Annotated in this window: 23 protein-coding genes; 12 read left to right on the top strand and 11 right to left on the bottom strand. The window is 61.5% G+C overall.

The genetic code is table 11. From position 1 onward, the window contains the following. The first annotated feature begins 43 nt into the window (after positions 1-43). Genes HS968_RS21410 through HS968_RS21400 form a run of 3 tightly spaced genes read left to right on the top strand, consistent with a single transcriptional unit; the run spans position 44 to position 2,528 of the window. Positions 44-892: a carbon-nitrogen hydrolase family protein gene (locus HS968_RS21410; protein WP_182368594.1), complete on the top strand. Its 849-nt coding sequence runs from the start codon at positions 44-46 to the stop codon at positions 890-892. Positions 893-894: 2 nt separating this feature from the next. Beyond that, complete coding sequence (gene tldD, locus HS968_RS21405) at positions 895-2,337, top strand: metalloprotease TldD (RefSeq protein ID WP_106737140.1); 1,443 nt, start codon at positions 895-897, stop codon at positions 2,335-2,337. Then, the gene (locus HS968_RS21400) at positions 2,337-2,528 is read left to right on the top strand and encodes a hypothetical protein (protein WP_179622583.1); all 192 of its coding nucleotides are present in this window, start codon (positions 2,337-2,339) and stop codon (positions 2,526-2,528) included. Before tldD ends, HS968_RS21400 begins: the two co-directional genes overlap by 1 nt. Before the next feature lie 30 nt (positions 2,529-2,558). On the opposite strand, the gene yjgA is transcribed toward HS968_RS21400, so the two are convergent. Further along, complete coding sequence (gene yjgA / locus HS968_RS21395) at positions 2,559-3,077, bottom strand: ribosome biogenesis factor YjgA (RefSeq protein ID WP_182368593.1); 519 nt, start codon at positions 3,075-3,077, stop codon at positions 2,559-2,561. Between the two features lie 115 nt (positions 3,078-3,192). Here yjgA and pmbA point away from each other — a divergent pair, with 115 nt between their 5' ends. The 6 genes from pmbA to HS968_RS21365 all read left to right on the top strand — a co-directional run bounded on the left by pmbA (position 3,193) and on the right by HS968_RS21365 (position 8,587). Then, positions 3,193-4,539: a metalloprotease PmbA gene (pmbA, locus tag HS968_RS21390; protein ID WP_182368592.1), complete on the top strand. Its 1,347-nt coding sequence runs from the start codon at positions 3,193-3,195 to the stop codon at positions 4,537-4,539. Between the two features lie 158 nt (positions 4,540-4,697). Continuing rightward, positions 4,698-5,090 carry a FagA protein gene (locus tag HS968_RS26450; protein WP_238338871.1) on the top strand — a complete coding sequence of 131 codons (393 nt, stop codon included), beginning with the start codon at positions 4,698-4,700 and terminating at the stop codon, positions 5,088-5,090. Continuing rightward, on the top strand, positions 5,083-6,459 hold the full coding sequence (locus HS968_RS21380) for a class II fumarate hydratase (RefSeq protein ID WP_182368590.1): 1,377 nt from the start codon (positions 5,083-5,085) through the stop codon (positions 6,457-6,459). Before HS968_RS26450 ends, HS968_RS21380 begins: the two co-directional genes overlap by 8 nt. 128 nt (positions 6,460-6,587) lie before the next feature. Beyond that, positions 6,588-7,040, top strand: a complete 453-nt coding sequence (locus HS968_RS21375; RefSeq protein WP_238338870.1) for a hypothetical protein — start codon at positions 6,588-6,590, stop codon at positions 7,038-7,040. A gap of 12 nt (positions 7,041-7,052) precedes the next feature. Further along, positions 7,053-7,664, top strand: a complete 612-nt coding sequence (locus tag HS968_RS21370) for a superoxide dismutase (RefSeq protein ID WP_179622580.1) — start codon at positions 7,053-7,055, stop codon at positions 7,662-7,664. A gap of 20 nt (positions 7,665-7,684) precedes the next feature. After that, a complete protein-coding gene (locus tag HS968_RS21365) occupies positions 7,685-8,587 on the top strand; it encodes a ZIP family metal transporter (RefSeq protein WP_182368589.1) in 903 nt (300 codons plus the stop codon). Positions 8,588-8,766: 179 nt separating this feature from the next. On the opposite strand, the gene HS968_RS21360 is transcribed toward HS968_RS21365, so the two are convergent. The 10 genes from HS968_RS21360 to HS968_RS21315 form a co-directional block, all read right to left on the bottom strand. Beyond that, positions 8,767-9,039, bottom strand: coding sequence for an HPr family phosphocarrier protein (locus HS968_RS21360; RefSeq protein ID WP_119694510.1), 273 nt, complete (start codon positions 9,037-9,039; stop codon positions 8,767-8,769). Positions 9,040-9,054: 15 nt separating this feature from the next. Then, on the bottom strand, positions 9,055-9,912 hold the full coding sequence (gene rapZ / locus HS968_RS21355; RefSeq protein ID WP_106737132.1) for an RNase adapter RapZ: 858 nt from the start codon (positions 9,910-9,912) through the stop codon (positions 9,055-9,057). A 2-nt stretch (positions 9,913-9,914) separates the two neighbouring features. Continuing rightward, positions 9,915-10,379 (bottom strand): PTS IIA-like nitrogen regulatory protein PtsN, encoded by a 465-nt coding sequence (gene ptsN, locus HS968_RS21350; RefSeq protein ID WP_182368588.1) that lies wholly within the window; start codon positions 10,377-10,379, stop codon positions 9,915-9,917. A gap of 12 nt (positions 10,380-10,391) precedes the next feature. Further along, positions 10,392-10,700, bottom strand: a complete 309-nt coding sequence (gene hpf / locus HS968_RS21345; protein ID WP_106737130.1) for a ribosome hibernation-promoting factor, HPF/YfiA family — start codon at positions 10,698-10,700, stop codon at positions 10,392-10,394. 93 nt (positions 10,701-10,793) lie between these two features. Continuing rightward, on the bottom strand, positions 10,794-12,290 hold the full coding sequence (locus tag HS968_RS21340; RefSeq protein ID WP_179622578.1) for an RNA polymerase factor sigma-54: 1,497 nt from the start codon (positions 12,288-12,290) through the stop codon (positions 10,794-10,796). 136 nt (positions 12,291-12,426) lie between these two features. Further along, positions 12,427-13,152: an LPS export ABC transporter ATP-binding protein gene (lptB, locus tag HS968_RS21335; protein WP_119694513.1), complete on the bottom strand. Its 726-nt coding sequence runs from the start codon at positions 13,150-13,152 to the stop codon at positions 12,427-12,429. After that, positions 13,152-13,691, bottom strand: a complete 540-nt coding sequence (gene lptA / locus HS968_RS21330; protein ID WP_119694514.1) for a lipopolysaccharide transport periplasmic protein LptA — start codon at positions 13,689-13,691, stop codon at positions 13,152-13,154. The genes lptB and lptA overlap by 1 nt, the downstream gene beginning before the upstream one ends. Then, positions 13,678-14,244 (bottom strand): LPS export ABC transporter periplasmic protein LptC, encoded by a 567-nt coding sequence (gene lptC / locus HS968_RS21325; protein WP_182368587.1) that lies wholly within the window; start codon positions 14,242-14,244, stop codon positions 13,678-13,680. Before lptC ends, lptA begins: the two co-directional genes overlap by 14 nt. An 8-nt stretch (positions 14,245-14,252) precedes the next feature. Next, the gene (locus HS968_RS21320; protein WP_106737125.1) at positions 14,253-14,774 is read right to left on the bottom strand and encodes a KdsC family phosphatase; all 522 of its coding nucleotides are present in this window, start codon (positions 14,772-14,774) and stop codon (positions 14,253-14,255) included. Next, a complete protein-coding gene (locus HS968_RS21315; protein WP_182368585.1) occupies positions 14,774-15,748 on the bottom strand; it encodes a KpsF/GutQ family sugar-phosphate isomerase in 975 nt (324 codons plus the stop codon). The genes HS968_RS21320 and HS968_RS21315 overlap by 1 nt, the downstream gene beginning before the upstream one ends. A 242-nt stretch (positions 15,749-15,990) precedes the next feature. Here HS968_RS21315 and HS968_RS21310 point away from each other — a divergent pair, with 242 nt between their 5' ends. The 3 genes from HS968_RS21310 to mlaD are packed head-to-tail and all read left to right on the top strand — an operon-like array spanning position 15,991 to position 18,067. Beyond that, on the top strand, positions 15,991-16,800 hold the full coding sequence (locus HS968_RS21310) for an ATP-binding cassette domain-containing protein (protein WP_119694517.1): 810 nt from the start codon (positions 15,991-15,993) through the stop codon (positions 16,798-16,800). Further along, the gene (gene mlaE, locus HS968_RS21305) at positions 16,800-17,597 is read left to right on the top strand and encodes a lipid asymmetry maintenance ABC transporter permease subunit MlaE (protein ID WP_182368584.1); all 798 of its coding nucleotides are present in this window, start codon (positions 16,800-16,802) and stop codon (positions 17,595-17,597) included. Before HS968_RS21310 ends, mlaE begins: the two co-directional genes overlap by 1 nt. Then, on the top strand, positions 17,597-18,067 hold the full coding sequence (gene mlaD / locus HS968_RS21300; protein ID WP_119694519.1) for an outer membrane lipid asymmetry maintenance protein MlaD: 471 nt from the start codon (positions 17,597-17,599) through the stop codon (positions 18,065-18,067). Before mlaE ends, mlaD begins: the two co-directional genes overlap by 1 nt. The last annotated feature ends 13 nt before the right edge of the window (positions 18,068-18,080 follow it).

Genomic DNA, 18,080 nt, shown 5'->3' with positions numbered 1-18,080 from the left:
CGACATGGCGTAGCCTGTGCAGAACGCTACCAATGAGGTGTCCATGAATCTCGCCGTCATTCAGATGGTCAGCCAGGATGATGTGCAGACCAATCTCAGGCTGGCTCGGCGCATGCTGGAGCGTGCCGCCCAGGGCGGTGCGCGCCTGGCTGTGCTGCCGGAAAACTTCGCCGCAATGGGCCGCCGTGACCTGGCGGCCATCGGCCGGGCCGAGGCGCTGGGCGAAGGGCCGATCCTGCCCTGGTTGAAACAGGCCGCGCGCGACCTCAGCTTATGGATAGTGGCGGGTACCTTGCCGCTGCCGCCTGACGATGATGCCGAGGGCAAGCCGCGGGCCTGTTCCTTGCTGATAGACGAGCAGGGTGAGCGTGCGGCGCGTTATGACAAGCTGCATCTGTTCGATGTGGACGTGAGCGACAATCGAGGTCGTTACCGGGAGTCCGATGATTTCGCGCATGGTGAGCGCGTGGTGGTGGCCGATACCCCGGTCGGGCGTTTGGGCCTGACGGTGTGCTACGACCTGCGTTTTCCCGAGTTGTACTCGGCGTTGCGCCAGGCGGGCGCCGAGCTGATCAGTGCGCCATCGGCCTTCACTGGCGTTACCGGCGCCGCGCACTGGCAGGTGTTGATTCGTGCCCGCGCCATCGAAACTCAGTGCTACCTGCTGGCGGCGGGTCAGGGCGGTGAACACCCAGGGCCACGGCAGACTTTCGGTCATTCGGCCATCGTCGATCCCTGGGGTGTGGTACTGGCCGAGCAGGATCAGGGCGAGACCGTTTTGCTGGCCTCGCGCGATGCTGCTGAGCAGACGGCGATTCGCCAACGTATGCCGGTGCAGCAGCACCGCCGATTCTTTCCATCGGACGTAACACGTCCGATCGTTGTGGAGTGACCATGAATACGATGTTGCAATCCGTCAGCGAGCATCTGCTCGCCCCCGGCAACCTGACGCTGGACAGTCTCGCTTCTGTTCTGGGCGAGGTCGCCGGGCCGGGAATCGATGCAGCCGATCTGTATTTCCAGAGCCAGGTTTCGGAGACCTGGGCGCTTGAAGACGGCATCGTCAAGGAAGGCAGCTTCAACCTCGACCAGGGCGTCGGTGTGCGTGCGCAGTCCGGTGAGAAGACTGGCTTCGCCTACAGCAACGCCATCAGCCTCGATGCGCTGGGCCAGGCCGCCCGCGCCGCACGCTCGATTTCCCGTGCTGGCCAGCAGGGCCGCGTGCAGGCCTTCGTCAGCCCGCAGGTGACCCAGCTGTATGCCGAAGGCAACCCGCTGGACGTCATGAGCCGTGCCGAGAAGGTCGAATTGCTGCAGCGCATCGACCGCGCCACGCGTGCCTTGGATCCGCGTATCAAACAGGTGACCGTGAGCCTGGCCGGGGTCTGGGATCGCATCCTGGTCGCCGCGCATGACGGTAGCCTGAGTGCCGACATCCGCCCGCTGGTGCGCTTCAACGTCAGCGTCATCGTCGAGCAGAACGGTCGTCGCGAGCGCGGTGGTCACGGCGGCGGTGGGCGAACCGACTACCGCTATTTCCTCGATGAGGACCGGGCCATGGGCTACGCCCGTGAGGCGCTGCGCCAGGCGTTGGTCAACCTGGAGGCCATCCCGGCACCGGCCGGCACGTTGCCGGTGGTGATGGGCGCCGGCTGGTCTGGCGTGCTGTTGCACGAAGCCGTTGGCCATGGTCTGGAGGGTGACTTCAACCGCAAGGGCAGCTCGGCCTACAGCGGCAAGGTGGGTGAGCGGGTCGCTTCCAGTCTATGCACCATCGTCGATGACGGCACTCTGGCTGGACGCCGCGGCTCGCTCAGCGTCGATGACGAAGGTACGCCGACCCAGTGCACCACGCTGATCGAGAATGGCGTGCTCAAGGGCTACATGCAGGACAAGCTCAATGCCCGTCTGATGGGCGTGGCCGCTACCGGTAACGGTCGTCGTGAGTCCTACGCGCACCTGCCGATGCCGCGCATGACCAACACCTACATGCTGGCCGGCGAGAGCGACCCGGAAGAGATCATTCGCTCGGTGAAGAAGGGCATCTACTGCGCCAATCTCGGTGGCGGCCAAGTCGATATCACCAGTGGCAAGTTCGTGTTCTCCACCAGCGAGGCCTACCTGATCGAGGACGGCAAGATCACTGCTCCGGTCAAGGGCGCGACCCTGATCGGCAATGGCCCGGAGGCGATGAGCAAAGTATCGATGGTCGGTAACGATCTGGCACTGGATAGTGGTGTCGGCACGTGCGGCAAGGACGGCCAGTCGGTACCGGTTGGCGTCGGTCAGCCGACGTTGAAGATCGATGCGATCACTGTCGGCGGTACAGGCGCCTGATGCTGGAGGCACTACTCAGCTTCGTGTTCGAAGTGGTGCTGTACGGCAAGGGCTACTGGACGTTACGGCTGGTGTCCGCGGGGCGGATCCAGCCAAAGCGCTGGAATGACAGCCTGGTCGCGCTGGTCGGTTTACTGGCCACGTTGGCCTGGTGCGTGCCACTGCTGCTGTGGCTGACAAGCTCGAGGTGAATACGTGGACGCATTCACCCCGAGCCGGTTTCAACGCAAGCCGCGCTGGATTTCGTCGAGCTCGCGGATGTACTTGAACACCTTGCGTGCAGCGGCTGGTGGTTTGTTGTGTGCCGCTTCGTGCTGAGCATGACGGATCAGCCCACGGAGATGCTGGCGGTCGGCGTCCGGGTAGAGCTCGACGAGGCTTTCCAGGGCGCTGTCGCCTTCGCTGATCAGGCGGTCACGCCAGCGCTCGAGGGCATGGAAGCGTTCGTTGTATTCGCGGGTGGAACTGTCTACCTGGTCGAGCATGGCAAGGATCGCGTCGACATCCTGTTCACGCATCAGCTTGCCGATGAACTGGATATGACGTTTGCGCGCGGCGTTGGCGGTATGTTTCGGCGCTTCGGTGAGGGCGCGGCGCAGGGCATCGGTCAGCGGCATCTTGGCCAGCAGATCCGCTTTGAGCGTGGTCAATCGCTCGCCGAGCTCCTGCAGGGCATGCAGTTCGCGTTTGACCTGGGATTTGCTCTTCTCCAGGGAGAAGTCGTCGTAGGAATCAGACATGGGGTGGGTCCAAAGGGAAACGCCGCCATGATAGCAGTAACCGTGACTGCCGGCCTGTGGGCGGGCAGTCGAGAGCGAGCCATTGGCGTTCGCGACAAGAGAATCGGGAGAGGTTATGAGTGAAGTAGAACGGATCGGGCCGCAGGCTTTGCCAGCGCTGCAGCAACAGGTCGAGGCGATTCTCGCCGAGGCTGCTCGTCAGGGCGCCAGCGCCTGTGAAGTGGCCGTTTCTGCTGGCCAGGGCCTGTCTACCACGGTGCGCCAGGGCGAGGTGGAAACCGTCGAGTTCAATCGCGACCAGGGCTTTGGCATCACCCTCTACGTGGGGCAGCGCAAGGGTTCGGCGAGTACTTCGGCGACGGGGGAAGCCGCCATTCGCGAGACGGTGGCGGCGGCGCTGGCCATTGCCAAGCATGCCAGCGAAGACGAGTGCGCGGGCCTGGCCGATGCTGCGCTGATGGCGCGCGAGTTGCCGGAGCTGGATCTCTATCACCCCTGGTCGATTACCCCGGAACAAGCCGTAGAACAGGCGCTGGCCTGTGAGGCGGCGGCATTCGCTGCTGATCAGCGAATCAAGAATGCCGATGGCACCAGCCTCAGTACGCACCAGGGCTGCCGCATCTATGGCAACAGCCACGGTTTCATCGGCGGCTACGCCAGCACCCGTCACAGCCTGAGTTGCGTGATGATCGCCGAGGGCGAAGGGCAGATGCAGCGTGACTACTGGTATGACGTCAATCGCCAGGGCGAATTGCTGGCCGATGCCGCGGACATCGGTCAGCGCGCGGCGGTGCGTGCGGTCAGCCGTCTCGGCGCGCGCCCGGTACCGACCTGCGAGGTTCCGGTACTGTTCGCTGCGGAGCTTGCCGGTGGGTTGTTCAGCCACCTGCTGGCGGCCATTTCCGGTGGCAACCTGTATCGCCATTCTTCCTTTCTCGAAGGTGCGCTTGGTCAGCGTCTGTTCCCTGAGTGGTTGAGCCTCGATGAGCGTCCGCATCTGCCGCGAGCTCTGGGCAGTGCAACCTTCGATGGCGACGGCCTGGCCACCTATGCCAAACCGTTCGTCGAGAAGGGCGAGCTGGTTTCCTACGTGCTTGGCACTTACTCCGGGCGCAAGCTGGGGCTGCCGAGCACGGCCAACTCCGGTGGTGTGCACAACCTATTCGTCACCCATGGCGACGAGGATCAGCAAGCGCTGATACGCCGAATGGGCCGTGGACTGCTGGTGACCGAACTGATGGGGCAGGGGCTGAATCTGGTGACTGGCGATTATTCGCGAGGGGCGGCTGGCTTCTGGATCGAGAACGGTGAAATCCAGTTCCCGGTGCAGGAGGTGACCATCGCCGGCAACCTGCGTGACATGTTCCGCCAGATCGTCGCAGTCGGCCGTGATCTGGAACGTCGCGGCAATATCTGCACCGGCTCGGTACTGATCGAGAAGATGACTGTCGCCGGGAGCTGAGTCCCGCTGAAATCAGGCAGGCATGGCCGTTCGGATCATGCTTGCCTGTCATCCCCAGAGGCTGTGAGTCTGCCTCTGTCTGAAAGTCCACATAGATTCTGTATTGATTATTTTTCTCAAAAGAGAATAAATATCATTTCATGATCAGGTGGACGTCCATGTTCTATCCCTTTTTCACTCCTTGCGTGAACTGCTGGCACTGGCAGGGCTTTCTCGTGCGCTGCGCACTGCGCCCTGATGAACCGCGCCTGCTCGAGTTTCACGAGTGGCACGCCCGGCAACTGGTCGATCGTGGCTTGCTGGATGCCTGGCGCGCATCGCGTATCACGCTCGAATTGTTGCTCGACACTGCCTGTGACCCGGCATTGCCCTGGCATTGGCGTGCCCTCTGCCTGGATCGCGCCTACCGACCTCTGCGAGTCATGCAGCAACAGGCACACGACCTTCCCCGTCAGCGCAGCCTGAACGTGCTGCTCAATCGCCTGGCGACGCTGCGCCTGGAACCCTCCCTCTCATTCAACGAACCGGCACAAGGACATCCCTATGAGTGACACCCGCATCGAACGCGACAGCATGGGCGAACTGGAGGTACCGGACGCGGCGCTGTATGGCGCGCAGACCCAGCGAGCGGTCAACAACTTCCCGGTATCCGGGCAGCGCATGCCGGCACCCTTCATCCGTGCGTTGATTCTGGCCAAAGCCGCTGCCGCCCGGGCCAACGTCGAACTGCAGCAGATCGAGCCGGCCATGGGCGATGCCATCGTCGGTGCCTGCCAGCAACTGCTCGACGGTGACTTCATGGCGCATTTCCCGGTCGACGTGTTCCAGACCGGCTCCGGTACCAGCTCCAACATGAACGCCAACGAGGTGATCGCCACGTTGGCCAGCCGCATTCTCGGTGGCCAGGTCAGCGCCAACGATCATGTCAATTGTGGGCAAAGCAGTAACGACATCATCCCTACCACTATCCATGCCAGTGCTGCCATCGAGTTGCATGAGCGTCTGCTGCCGGCACTCGGTCATCTGCTCAAGGTGTTGTGCGAGAAATCGCTGGAGGTGCAGCCTTACGTCAAGACCGGCCGTACCCACCTGATGGATGCCATGCCGGTACGCATGAGCCAGGTGCTGGACGGCTGGGGGCAGCAGATTCAGGCCAACATCGAGCACTTGCGTGCGCTACAGCCCAGCCTGCAGGCGCTGGCGCAGGGCGGTACCGCGGTTGGTACCGGGGTCAATGCCCATCCGCGTTTTGCCGAACAGTTCTGTCGGGAGTTGAGTGGTCTGAGCGGTGTGCCGTTCACCCCCGGCAGCAACTTCTTCGCGCTGATCGGCTCGCAGGACACTGCCGTTGCGGTCTCCGGGCAGCTCAAGACCACCGCTGTGTCGCTGATGAAGATAGCCAACGACCTGCGCTGGATGAACTCGGGGCCTTTGGCGGGGCTGGCGGAGATCGAGCTGGAAGCGCTGCAGCCTGGCTCGTCGATCATGCCGGGCAAGGTCAATCCGGTCATCCCCGAAGCGGCGGCCATGGTCGCTGCGCAGGTGATCGGCAACGACTCGACCATCGCCATCGCCGGGCAGTCCGGCAACTTCGAGCTGAACGTGATGCTGCCGCTGATCGCTGACAACCTGCTGTACAGCATGCAGCTGCTGACCAATGTCAGTCATCTACTGGCCGATCGCGCCATCGCCAGTTTCAAGGTCAACCAGCCCAAACTCAAGGAAGCGCTGGAGCGCAACCCGATCCTGGTCACGGCGCTTAACCCGATCATCGGCTATCTCAAGGCCGCCGAGATCGCCAAGCAGGCCTATCGCGAAGGGCGGCCGATCATCGAGGTGGCGCTGGAGCACACCGATCTGTCGCGGGCGCAGCTCGAGCAACTGCTGAATCCGGAAAAACTCACCGAAGGCGGCCTCTGAGCCGTTTTCCCTTCAGTTCCGGTCATGTCGCTGGGGCTTTGTCCATCTCGAACGCGCAATAGCAGGCGCTTTCGAGATGGTCTCGGCATGCCGCATGGCGTGGCTCGGTTCCTATCAGGAGGTCTGTCATGGAGCACTGGAAAACCATCATCGAAACGGGCAATCGCTGTTTCTCCGAGGGCGATTGGGTACAGGCTCGCGAGCTTTATCTGCAGGCGCTGGCGGAGGCGCAGGTAATGTTCGGGCGTTGGGCCGATCACAACATGGCGGTTGCCGCTTTCGTCATTTCGCACCACAACCTGGCCGACCTGCATCTGACGCTGGGGCAGCCGGAGGAGGCTGCGGAGAACCTCTGTGCAAGCCATGAGCGCCTTCTGCAGACCCTGGCCGACATGCAGCAGCCGCAGGCCCTGCGTGAAATTGCCCTGCATCACAGCCGTCGCACCTACCTGGAATTGCTGCAGTTCATCAGCGAGCACGGTGCCTTCCCGCGTACCGATCGTCTGCTTGGCGCTTCGCAGCGTCATGCCTGGCAGCACCCTGCGAACAATCAGGCCAGTCATGGCCGCCACTATCACTGAAGGAGAGCGTTCATGCCTCATAGCCTGCCAGCACTGCCATACGTATACGATGCTCTGGAGCCGCACATCGATGCGCAGACCATGGAAATCCACTACAGCAAGCATCATCAAACATATATCAACAACCTGAATGCAGCACTGGAGGGAACGCCCTACGTCGAGGTGCCGGTCGAGGAACTGCTCGGCCAGTTGAGCACCTTGCCGCAGAGCTTGCATGCGGCCCTGATCAACCAGGGGGGAGGGCACGCCAACCACAGCCTGTTCTGGACGGTGATGTCGCCCCACGGTGGCGGGCTTCCAGAGGGTGAACTGGCGGCAGCCATCGATGCCGAACTAGGTGGGTTCGCGGCTTTCAAGGATTTGTTCACCAAGGCTGCACTGACCCGCTTCGGCAGCGGCTGGGCCTGGCTCAGCGTGACGCCGGAGAAGAAGCTGGTAGTGGAAAGCAGTGCCAATCAGGACAGCCCGCTGATGCATGGCAATACGCCGATTCTCGGTCTCGACGTCTGGGAGCATGCCTACTACCTGCGTTATCAGAACCGCCGGCCGGAATACATCGGCGCGTTCTTCAATGTCATCGAATGGCGTGAAGTGGCGCGCCGATACCGACAGGCCCTGAGCTGAACAGGCGGATTGTGAACAGGATGCGAACCTTGCTGACTTCCTTGCCCGACCTCCATGGTCGGGTTTTTCGCTATCTGCTCGGTGGCACGATTCTGCTGTGTGGCGGCCTGTTGCTGCTCATCCAGGCGCTCGTCATGCTCGACCAGAACGCGCAGCCTGAACTGTTGCGGGCGCTGCGTGGTGGCCTGCTATGCGCAACCGGGACGGCACTCGGTGCCTTGCCGGTGTTGTTCATGGGCGAGTTGTCTGAGCGTTGGCGCGGCCGGTTGCTGGGCTTCGGCGGGGGCGTGATGCTCGCAGCGACAGTGTTTTCGCTGTTGGTACCGGCGCTTGAGGTCGCCAGCGAGCAGGGCTTCAGCCCCTGGAGCGCGGGCATGCTCGCCAGTATCGGTGTGTTGCTGGGAGCTGCGGCGCTGCTGGGGCTGGGCCGACTGCTGGCGCAGCGACAACGTCACGGCGAGTCTGATCGATCGCAGGACGGCCTGGCCTCCGGGGTTTTGCTGTTCGTCATTGCCATCATGTTGCACAACGTGCCCGAAGGCATGGCCGTTGGCGTAGCGGCAGGGGCGGGACTGAGTGGCGCCGATGGCCTGGCTATCGGCATCGCCCTGCAGGACGTACCGGAGGGGCTGATCGTCGCCCTGGTGCTGGCCAGCGCGGGAATGGGGCGGGGCAAGGCTGTTCTGATCGGTGCTGCGTCAGGATTGGTGGAACCGGTATTCGCCGTGCTCTGCGCCTGGTTGGTCGGCGTGTCGCACGTGCTGTTGCCATGGGGCTTGGCGCTGGCTGCTGGGGCCATGTTGTTCGCCGTGATCCACGAGATCATTCCCGAGGCTCATGCCAATGGGCACCGCGCCGATGCCAGTCTGGCTGTGGCGTTCGGCTTTTGTCTGATGATGGTGCTGGATACGGCCTTGGCCTGATAAAGCCGATGAAAGCGCTGGAAGCTAAAGGGCTACGAGCAGGTATGAACCGTAGGGTGGAATTCAGCCCACCAGGTCGCACCAGCACAATGCCACCAATTTGGTGGGCTGAAGCCCACCCTACGCCTTAAAAGCGGGAAGGCCGATAGACGCCGCTGGCTAAAAAGCTTCCAGCGGCTTTATTCCCCTTCGTCGAAGTAGTTTTCGATCAGCCCGACCAGTGCGTTCATCGCTTCCTGCTCCTGGGCACCTTCGGTATGCAGGTGCACGGCAGTGCCTTTGCCGGCGGCGAGCATCATGACCGCCATGATGCTCTTGCCGTCCACCAGGCTTTCCGGGGAGCGGCCGATGCGCACCTGGCATGGATAGGTGCTCGCAACGCCGACGAACTTGGCTGCCGCACGGGCATGCAGGCCGAGCTTGTTGATGATGGTGATTTCACGGGCTGGCATCGCGGCTGTGGTTCCTTAACTGAGGTCGCGGTGACGAACCTGGACGTTCTGCAATGACTGTTTCAGGGCTTCGCTCAGGCGGCTTGCCAGGTAGACCGAGCGGTGATGGCCTCCCGTGCAGCCAATGGCGATAGTCACGTAGGCACGGTTGCTGGCAGCGAAACGCGGCAGCCACTTGTCCAGATAGGCGTGGATATCCTGGTACATCTCCTCCACTTCCGGCTGCGCGGCGAGGTAGTCGATGACCGGTTGATCGAGCCCGGAAAAATCCCGCAACTCGGGTTTCCAGTAGGGGTTGGGCAGGCAGCGCGCATCGAATACCAGGTCGGCGTCCACCGGCATGCCGCGTTTGAAACCGAAGGATTCGACGAGAAAGGCGGTACCCGTCTGGGTCTGTCCGAGCAGGCGCAATTTCAACGTATCGCGCAGCTGGTAGAGGTTAAGGCGGGTAGTGTCGATCTTCAGGTCGGCACGATCGGTGATTGGCGCCAGCAACTGGCTCTCGTAGGCGATGGCTTCGGCCAATGAGCGATTGTCATTGGTCAGCGGGTGGCGACGGCGGGTTTCCGAGAAGCGCTTGAGCAGGGTTTCGTCTTCGGCATCCAGGTACAACACGTCGCAACGGATGTTGCGTTTGCGTACTTCATCGAGCAGCTCGGGAAAGCGGCGCAACTGGCTCAGCAGGTTGCGGGCATCGATGGAGACCGCTACCTGCGGCAGCAGCATGTCGCTGTGCGGGAGAAAACGTTCGGCCAGATCCGGCAGCAGGCCGGCAGGCAGGTTGTCGATGCAGTAAAAGCCATTGTCCTCGAGCACATCGAGGGCGGTGCTCTTGCCCGAGCCGGAGCGACCGCTGACGATGATCAGGCGCATGCTCATTGACCGTTCTGAATCTCGACTATCAGCCGGTAGAGCTCTTCACCGTTCGCCGCCTGACGCAGGCGTTCACGAACCTGCTGGCTTTCGAGCATGCCGGCGATCTGGCGTAGCAGTTCGAGGTGGGCGTCGGTTGCCGCCTGCGGTACCAGCAGGACGAACAGCAAGTCGACCGGTGCGCCGTCGATGGCGTCGAAGTCCACGGCCGCTTCCAGGTGCAGCACCGCGCTGATCGGTGCGCTGCATCCCTCCAGGCGACAATGGGGAATGGCGATGCCGTTGCCGAAGCCGGTGGAGCCAAGCTTTTCGCGGGCAATCAGGCTTTCGAAGATATCCTGGGCATCCAGGTCTGACAGGTCGCGCGCGATCAGGTTGGCGATCTGTTCGAGCACGCGCTTTTTGCTGCCGCCCGGCGCGTTCACCAAGGAACGGCCGGGGGTCAGGATGTTTTCAAGTCGGATCATGAAGGATGGATGTTAGCGGGCTGTGGCGCCTTGCAGGCGGTCGAGCTGCTTTTCCTTGTGCTTGATGAGTTGGCGGTCGAGCTTATCGGCCAGCAGGTCGATAGCTGCATACATGTCCGAGTGCTCGGCGTTGGCGACGACTTCGCCGCCAGCGATGTGCAGGGTGGCTTCGATCTTTTGCTTGAGTTTTTCGACCTCCATGGTCACCTGAACATTGGTGATCTTGTCGAAGTGACGTTCCAGTCGGCCGAGTTTCTCGCCGATATAGTCACGCAGGGCGTCGGTCACATCCAGCTGATGTCCACTGATGTTGACTTGCATACCGCTTTCTCCTTGTTGCCTTGTGTAAGAGACGGATTCCATGAGAATCCGCCACCGGAACACGTTGGCTTGGAGGCAGGTCGCCTCCTTGGCCTACATCAGTCGCTTGCGTTCGCTGGAGGGCGCTATACCGAGGGATTCACGGTATTTGGCAACCGTCCTGCGGGCGACTTGGATGCCTTGTGCCTCCAGTAAACCAGCGATCTTGCTGTCGCTCAACGGCTTTTTCGCGTTTTCTGCTGCAACCAGTTTTTTGATGATCGCGCGGATCGCGGTGGACGAGCATTCACCGCCTTCGGAGGTGCTGACGTGGCTGGAGAAGAAATATTTCAGCTCGTAAATACCACGCGGGGTATGCATGAATTTCTGCGTGGTAACGCGTGAAATGGTCGACTCGTGCATGCCTACCGCTTCGGCGATGTCATGCAGTACCAGCGGTTTCATCGCCTCGTCGCCGTAGTCGAGGAAGCCGCGCTGGTGCTCGACGATCTGCGTGGCGACCTTCATCAGGGTTTCGTTGCGGCTCTGCAGGCTCTTGATGAACCAGCGTGCTTCCTGCAACTGGTTGCGCATGAAGGTGTTGTCGGCGCTGGAGTCGGCGCGTTTGACGAAGCCGGCATACTGCGGGTTGACGCGCAGGCGTGGCATGGCTTCCTGATTCAGCTCAACCAGCCAGCGGTCGTTGTGCTTGCGCACGATGACGTCCGGCACGACGTATTCCGGTTCGCTGGATTCGATCTGCGAACCCGGGCGTGGGTTGAGGCGCTGGATCAGGTCGATGACCTGCTTGAGCTCGTCTTCCTTGAGCTTCATGCGCCGCAGCAACTGGGCATAGTCACGGCTGCCGAGCACTTCCAGGTAGTCGCTGACCACCCGCTGGGTTTCGTTCAGCCACGGGGTGTTGGCAGGCAGCTGGCGCAGTTGCAGCAGCAGGCACTCACGCAGGTCGCGGGCACCGATGCCCGCTGGCTCGAACTGCTGGATGCGGTGCAGCACCACTTCCACTTCGTCGAGTTCGATATCCAGCTCGGGGTCGAAGGATTCGGTGACTTCCTCGAGGGTTTCCTCCAGGTAGCCATCGTTGTTGATGCAGTCGATCAGGGTGGCAGCGATCAGCCGATCCTTGTCCGACATGGGCGCCAGGTTGAGTTGCCAGAGCAGGTGGCTTTGCAGGCTTTCACCGCTGGAGGTGCGGGTGGTGAAATCCCACTCATCGTCGTCATTGCTCGGCAGGCTGCTGGCGCTGGTCTGGTAAATGTCTTCCCAGGCGGTATCGACCGGCAACTCGTTGGGAATACGCTCGCCCCAATCGCCTTCTTCCAGGTTGTCCACTGTCGGAGCGGTTTCCTGGTAACTCTCTTCCTTGCTCTGGGTAGCGGGCGTTGCGCTTTCGGCGCCGTCGGCCATCGGGTCGCTATTGTCGAAGTCGTCGCCTTCTTCCTGGCGCTCGAGCATGGGGTTGGACTCCAGCGCCTCCTGGATTTCCTGTTGCAGATCCAGGGTGGACAGTTGGAGGAGGCGGATAGCCTGTTGCAGCTGAGGGGTCATCGTCAGCTGCTGGCCCATCTTGAGGACTAGCGATGGTTTCATTGCAGACCTTAATTTACCGGCGAGTTACGCCTTCCACATCAGGGCGCCGAAGCGCCGCCAGGAAGCAAATTATATGCCTGATGTTGTCGATTTTGCCTAGGGGTTGCCATATTTCTGTAGTGAAATACTCGCAGACCTACAGGCGGAACTCGTGCCCCAGGTAAACCTCTTTCACCGTCTGGTTGGCGAGGATGGTCTCGGCATCGCCTTCGGCGATCAGTTGACCGTCGTTGACGATGTAAGCCGTTTCGCAGATATCCAGGGTTTCGCGCACATTGTGATCGGTGATCAGGATGCCGATGCCCTTGGTCTTGAGGTGATGGATGATCTGCTTGATGTCGCCCACGGAGATCGGGTCGACACCTGCGAAGGGTTCGTCGAGCAGGATGAACTTGGGATTGGTCGCCAGGGCGCGGGCGATTTCCACACGGCGGCGTTCACCGCCGGACAGGCTCATGCCGAGGCTATCGGCAATGTGGTGGATGTGGAATTCCTGCAGCAGGCTTTCCAACTCCGCCTGACGGCCGGCGCGATCAAGATCCTTGCGCGTCTCGAGAATGGCCATGATGTTGTCGGCCACCGAGAGCTTGCGGAAGATCGAGGCTTCCTGAGGCAGATAACCGATACCGGCACGAGCGCGGCCGTGCATCGGTTGATGGCTGACGTCGAGGTCGTCGATCAGCACGCGGCCCTGATCGGCGCGCACCAGGCCGACGATCATGTAGAAGCATGTGGTCTTGCCGGCGCCGTTGGGGCCGAGCAGTCCGACGATCTGGCCGCTTTCGATGCTCAGGCTGACGTCACGCACGACCTGGCGGCTTTTGTAGCTTTTAGCCAGGTGTTGGGCTTTGAGTATGGCCATTACTGCTGCTGATCCGCGGGTTTGTTCTTCGGTTGGATGACCATGTCGATACGCGGGCGTGGCGTGGCGACATTGGTGCCGGTGGCGCGACCCGCGTTGACGATCTGGCGGCGGGTATCGTAGACGATCTTCTCGCCTTCGAAGGTATTGCCTTCCTGGATCACCTTGGCCTGGTCGATCAGCACGATGCGCTCGTTGCTGGCGAAGTACTGGATGGTACGGCCATAGGCCTTGACGATGTCCTTGTCCACGGCCGGCTTCTGCTCGTAGTAGGCGAGATTGCCCACCGAGGTGAAGACATCGATGTCACCGCTGTTGGTCTGGGTGATGGTCACGGTATCGCCGGTGATCTTCAGGGTGCCCTGAGTGATGATCACGTCGCCGCGATAGACCGCTACACCTTGCTTGTCATCCAGTTCGGCGCTGTCGGCCTGGATGCGGATCGGCTGGTCGCGATCCGATGGCAGAGCCCAGGCAGCCGCGCTTCCCAATGCGGCGCCGAGGCTGAGAATCAGGGGGAGGGTATTAACGAACCTCATGCTGGCCTCTTACGTTGGACGGCAGGATCATCCGGCCGTCATTCAAGTACGCTTTCATTCCTTGTGCCGTGGTCACCCCGTTGGCGGCCTCGATTCTAACGGCTTGCTCGGTCTGCGCATATTCCTTGTCAGGAATCACGGTCATGCGGCTGCTGGTGATGATCGTCGGGCGGCCCTTGGCGTCGGTGCGAGCGATGCGCACGTCGTCGATCAGTTCCACTTCGACGCCGCCAGGCGAAACTTCGGCGCGCTGGCTGGTGACCTTCCAGGGCAGCTCGGTGCCGCGGTACAGATCCAGTTTGGGCGTGTCGATCAGAGTAATGTCGGTGCTCTTGATGTGCTCGAGCTTGTCGGCGGTCATGCGGTAGTGCAGCTTGCCGTCATCCTGAAACTGCACGGTGTGCGCGCCGAGGACGTAGAAGTCCACGGCGTCGTCATCACTGGCCTGTTGAGTCTGTCGGGCGCTGTCGGGCGCGATGTTCCAGTAGCCGAGCGCCGCCACGGCGCCGGCGATCAGAACGAAGATCAGGGTATTGAGGGCTTTACGCAGCATGCTGTGCTCTACAGGTAGGCGGCTTGTGCCGCATCCAGCGTGCCCTGGGCACGCATGATCAGTTCGCAGAATTCCCGTGCCGCACCGTCACCGCCGCGCGCCTGGGTCACGCCATGGGCATGCTGACGGACGAAGCTGTCTGCGCTGGCCACGGCCATGCCCAATCCGACTCGGCGGATCACCGGAAGATCCGGCAGGTCGTCGCCGAGATAGGCCACCTGCTCATAGCTTAGGCCGAGTTCGGCAAGTAGGCCGTCGAGAACGACGAGCTTGTCTTCGCGGCCCTGGAACAGGTGCTGGATGCCGAGGTTGTTGGCGCGGCGCTCGACCACGGGGGTCTTGCGGCCGCTGATGATGGCGGTGCGCACGCCCGAGCCGATCAGCATCTTGATGCCATGGCCGTCGAGGGTGTTGAAGGTCTTGAACTCGCTGCCGTCTTCGAGAAAGTACAGGCGACCATCGGTGAGTACGCCATCGACGTCGAAGATCGCCAGTTTGACGGCGCGGGCGCGTTGCAGAAGGTCGTTCATCACATTACTCCTGCACGCAGCAGATCGCCGAGGTTGAAGGCACCGACGGGGTAATCGTCGGCGTCGACCACCACCAGCGCGCTGATCTTGTTGTCTTCCATGATCTTCAAGGCCTCGGCAGCGAGCATTTCGGCGCGAACGGTCTTGCCATGCGGGGTCATCACTTCGTCGATCTGTGCATGGCGTACATCGATGCCCTTGTCCAGTGCGCGGCGCAGGTCACCGTCGGTGAATATTCCGGCCAGGTGGCCGTCGTTTTCTATGACGGTGGTCATGCCCAGGCCTTTCTGGGTCATTTCCAGCAGTGCGTCCCGCAGGCTGGTTCCGCGTTTGACCTGGGGCAGGCTTTCACCGCTGTGCATGACGTTCTCAACCTTGAGCAGCAAGCGGCGGCCCAGCGCTCCGCCAGGGTGAGAGAAGGCGAAGTCTTCAGCGGTGAAGCCGCGGGCTTCCAGCAGGGCAATGGCCAGGGCATCGCCGAGAACCAGGCTGGCGGTCGTCGAGGATGTCGGGGCCAGGTTCAGCGGACAGGCTTCCTCGGAGACGCGAGCGTCAAGGTTGACCTCGGCGGCCTTGGCCAATGTCGACTCGGGGTTGCCGGTCATGCTGATCAGGCGGATTCCCAGGCGCTTGATCAACGGCAGCAGGGTGACGATTTCGGAAGTCGTGCCGGAGTTGGACAGGGCCAGGACGATGTCATCCTTGGTGATCATGCCCATGTCGCCGTGACTGGCCTCGGCGGGATGAACGAAAAAGGCCGTGGTACCGGTGCTGGCCAGCGTTGCGGCGATCTTGTTGCCGATATGGCCCGACTTACCCATGCCGACCACGACCACGCGCCCCTTGCAGCTTAGGATCAACTCGCATGCCTTGACGAAGTCCGCGTTGATACGGGGCAAAAGCTCCTGCACCGCTTCGATTTCGAGGCGGATGGTGCGTTGGGCGGAGGCAATCAGGTCGCGAGTCTGGTTCATTGAACTGAGCTGTTAGGCGAAAAAAGACGGGGATTATAACGAGAAAAGACAGCAGTGCTCACCTTTGCTGAGTCGCTCTAATGGCGAAGCTGTCGCAAGTCTGAACGCTGCGGTGGGCCGCTATTGGGCGCTATCTCCAGCAAATGCTATAGTCCGCGGCCATTTCGGCCCCTCTGACAGCTGCGTGTCCTCGCTTGTGGAGGCGGCGTCTGCCAGGAAGGCCTGATTTTCAAGGAGTTCAGATGAGCGCCGAGCACGAGTACGCGATCGAGTTGCAGGGCGTCAGCTTTCAGCGTGGCACGCGGGCGATCTTCGACAAGGTCGACATCCGCATTCCACGCGGCAAGGTGACCGGCATCATGGGGCCTTCCGGCTGCGGTAAGACCACCTTGCTGCGCCTGATCGCTGCCGAATTGCGGCCTTCGCAGGGCAACGTCCTGGTCAATGGTGTCAATCTGCCGCAATTGTCGCGCGATGCCCTGTTCGACATGCGCAAGCAGATGGGGGTGTTGTTCCAGAGTGGTGCGCTGTTCACCGATCTCGATGTGTTCGAGAACGTCGCCTTCCCCTTGCGCGTACACACTCAACTGCCTGAAGAAATGATTCGTGACATTGTCCTGCTCAAACTGCAGGCGGTGGGCTTGCGCGGCGCCATCGAACTGATGCCCGATGAATTGTCCGGCGGCATGAAGCGCCGTGTGGCATTGGCGCGAGCGATTGCCCTGGATCCGCAGATTCTGCTCTATGACGAGCCGTTCGTCGGCCAGGATCCGATTGCCATGGGGGTTCTGGTGCGCCTGATTCGCCTGCTCAACGACGCGTTGGGTATCACCAGCGTGGTGGTGTCCCATGACCTGGCGGAAACCGCCAGCATTGCCGACTACATCTATGTCGTCGGTGATGCGCAGGTGTTGGGGCAAGGCACGCCTGCCGAGTTGATGGAGTCGGATAACCCGCGCATTCGCCAGTTCATGAAAGGCATACCGGATGGCCCGGTGCCTTTCCATTTTCCAGCGCCGGACTATCGCGAAGATCTGTTGGGGAGAGGTTGATGCGCAGAATTTCACCGCTCGAACGGCTGCGTCTGTTCGGTCGTGCGGGTATCGATGTGGTGGCGACGCTGGGGCGCTCGGTGCTGTTTCTGATGGGCGCGCTGTTCGGGCGCAGTCGCGCTGGCAAGCCGCTGCAACTGTTGATTAAGCAGTTGTTCGCCGTCGGGGTCATGTCGCTGGCGATCATCGTCGTTTCCGGCATCTTCATCGGCATGGTGTTGGCGCTGCAGGGTTACAACATCCTAGTCAGTTACGGTTCCGAGCAGGCGGTCGGGCAGATGGTCGCCCTGACTCTGTTGCGTGAGCTGGGGCCGGTCGTCACCGCGCTGCTGTTCGCTGGACGTGCCGGCTCGGCGCTGACTGCCGAGATCGGCAACATGAAATCCACCGAGCAACTCTCGAGCCTGGAAATGATCGGTGTCGACCCGCTCAAATACATCGTCGCGCCACGCTTGTGGGCGGGGTTCATCTCGATGCCGCTGCTGTCGATGATTTTCTGCGTGGTCGGCATCTGGGGCGGTGCCATGGTCGCGGTGGACTGGCTGGGTGTCTACGAGGGCTCGTTCTGGGCCAATATGCAGAACAGTGTTTCCTTCTATGACGATGTGCTCAATGGCGTGATCAAGAGCATCGTCTTCGCTTTCGTGGTGACCTGGATCGCCGTGTTCCAGGGCTATGACTGCGAGCCCACGTCCGAGGGTATCAGTCGTGCGACCACGCGTACCGTGGTGTATGCCTCGCTGGCCGTGCTCGGCCTGGATTTCATTCTGACCGCTTTGATGTTTGGAGATTTCTGATGCAAAACCGCACGCTGGAGATTGGTGTCGGCCTGTTTCTCATGGCCGGAGTGCTGGCCCTGCTGCTGCTGGCCCTGCGCGTCAGTGGCCTGAGCGTCGGCAGCGCCGGTGACACGTACAAGGTCTACGCCTATTTCGACAACATCGCCGGGCTGACCGTGCGCTCCAAGGTGACCATGGCCGGGGTGACTATTGGCAAGGTTACTGCCATCGATCTGGATCGTGACAGTTACATGGGGCGGGTGACCCTGGAGCTCGATGGTAGCGTCAATAACCTGCCTGACGATTCCACTGCGTCGATTCTGACCGCAGGTCTGCTCGGCGAAAAATACATCGGCATCAGCGTTGGTGGTGACGAGGAGGTGCTCAAGGACGGCGGCACTATCCACGACACGCAGTCCTCGCTGGTGCTGGAAGACCTGATTGGCAAATTCCTGCTCAATTCGGTCAATAAAGATGAAGCCAATTGATGAGGGCTCCTGA

Origin of the sequence: Pseudomonas berkeleyensis, from assembly GCF_014109765.1 — a bacterium.
GTDB classification, from domain to species: domain Bacteria; phylum Pseudomonadota; class Gammaproteobacteria; order Pseudomonadales; family Pseudomonadaceae; genus Aquipseudomonas; species Aquipseudomonas berkeleyensis.
This window is presented reverse-complemented; position numbering and strand designations above follow the sequence as displayed.

Bases quoted from the DNA above. Each gene is read 5' to 3' on its own strand.
- HS968_RS21360 (WP_119694510.1), bottom strand. From the start codon at position 9,039: ATGCCAGCCCGTGAAATCACCATCATCAACAAGCTCGGCCTGCATGCC.
- HS968_RS21400 (WP_179622583.1), top strand. From the start codon at position 2,337: ATGCTGGAGGCACTACTCAGCTTCGTGTTCGAAGTGGTGCTGTACGGC.
- hpf (WP_106737130.1), bottom strand. From the start codon at position 10,700: ATGCAAGTCAACATCAGTGGACATCAGCTGGATGTGACCGACGCCCTG.
- HS968_RS21380 (WP_182368590.1), top strand. From the start codon at position 5,083: ATGAGTGACACCCGCATCGAACGCGACAGCATGGGCGAACTGGAGGTA.
- HS968_RS21320 (WP_106737125.1), bottom strand. From the start codon at position 14,774: ATGAACGACCTTCTGCAACGCGCCCGCGCCGTCAAACTGGCGATCTTC.
- lptB (WP_119694513.1), bottom strand. From the start codon at position 13,152: ATGGCCATACTCAAAGCCCAACACCTGGCTAAAAGCTACAAAAGCCGC.
- lptA (WP_119694514.1), bottom strand. From the start codon at position 13,691: ATGAGGTTCGTTAATACCCTCCCCCTGATTCTCAGCCTCGGCGCCGCA.
- HS968_RS21340 (WP_179622578.1), bottom strand. From the start codon at position 12,290: ATGAAACCATCGCTAGTCCTCAAGATGGGCCAGCAGCTGACGATGACC.
- HS968_RS21375 (WP_238338870.1), top strand. From the start codon at position 6,588: ATGGAGCACTGGAAAACCATCATCGAAACGGGCAATCGCTGTTTCTCC.
- HS968_RS21310 (WP_119694517.1), top strand. From the start codon at position 15,991: ATGAGCGCCGAGCACGAGTACGCGATCGAGTTGCAGGGCGTCAGCTTT.
- rapZ (WP_106737132.1), bottom strand. From the start codon at position 9,912: ATGCGCCTGATCATCGTCAGCGGTCGCTCCGGCTCGGGCAAGAGCACC.
- tldD (WP_106737140.1), top strand. From the start codon at position 895: ATGAATACGATGTTGCAATCCGTCAGCGAGCATCTGCTCGCCCCCGGC.
- HS968_RS21370 (WP_179622580.1), top strand. From the start codon at position 7,053: ATGCCTCATAGCCTGCCAGCACTGCCATACGTATACGATGCTCTGGAG.
- HS968_RS21410 (WP_182368594.1), top strand. From the start codon at position 44: ATGAATCTCGCCGTCATTCAGATGGTCAGCCAGGATGATGTGCAGACC.
- lptC (WP_182368587.1), bottom strand. From the start codon at position 14,244: ATGCTGCGTAAAGCCCTCAATACCCTGATCTTCGTTCTGATCGCCGGC.
- ptsN (WP_182368588.1), bottom strand. From the start codon at position 10,379: ATGATCCGACTTGAAAACATCCTGACCCCCGGCCGTTCCTTGGTGAAC.
- HS968_RS26450 (WP_238338871.1), top strand. From the start codon at position 4,698: ATGTTCTATCCCTTTTTCACTCCTTGCGTGAACTGCTGGCACTGGCAG.
- yjgA (WP_182368593.1), bottom strand. From the start codon at position 3,077: ATGTCTGATTCCTACGACGACTTCTCCCTGGAGAAGAGCAAATCCCAG.
- mlaE (WP_182368584.1), top strand. From the start codon at position 16,800: ATGCGCAGAATTTCACCGCTCGAACGGCTGCGTCTGTTCGGTCGTGCG.
- HS968_RS21315 (WP_182368585.1), bottom strand. From the start codon at position 15,748: ATGAACCAGACTCGCGACCTGATTGCCTCCGCCCAACGCACCATCCGC.
- pmbA (WP_182368592.1), top strand. From the start codon at position 3,193: ATGAGTGAAGTAGAACGGATCGGGCCGCAGGCTTTGCCAGCGCTGCAG.
- mlaD (WP_119694519.1), top strand. From the start codon at position 17,597: ATGCAAAACCGCACGCTGGAGATTGGTGTCGGCCTGTTTCTCATGGCC.
- HS968_RS21365 (WP_182368589.1), top strand. From the start codon at position 7,685: ATGCGAACCTTGCTGACTTCCTTGCCCGACCTCCATGGTCGGGTTTTT.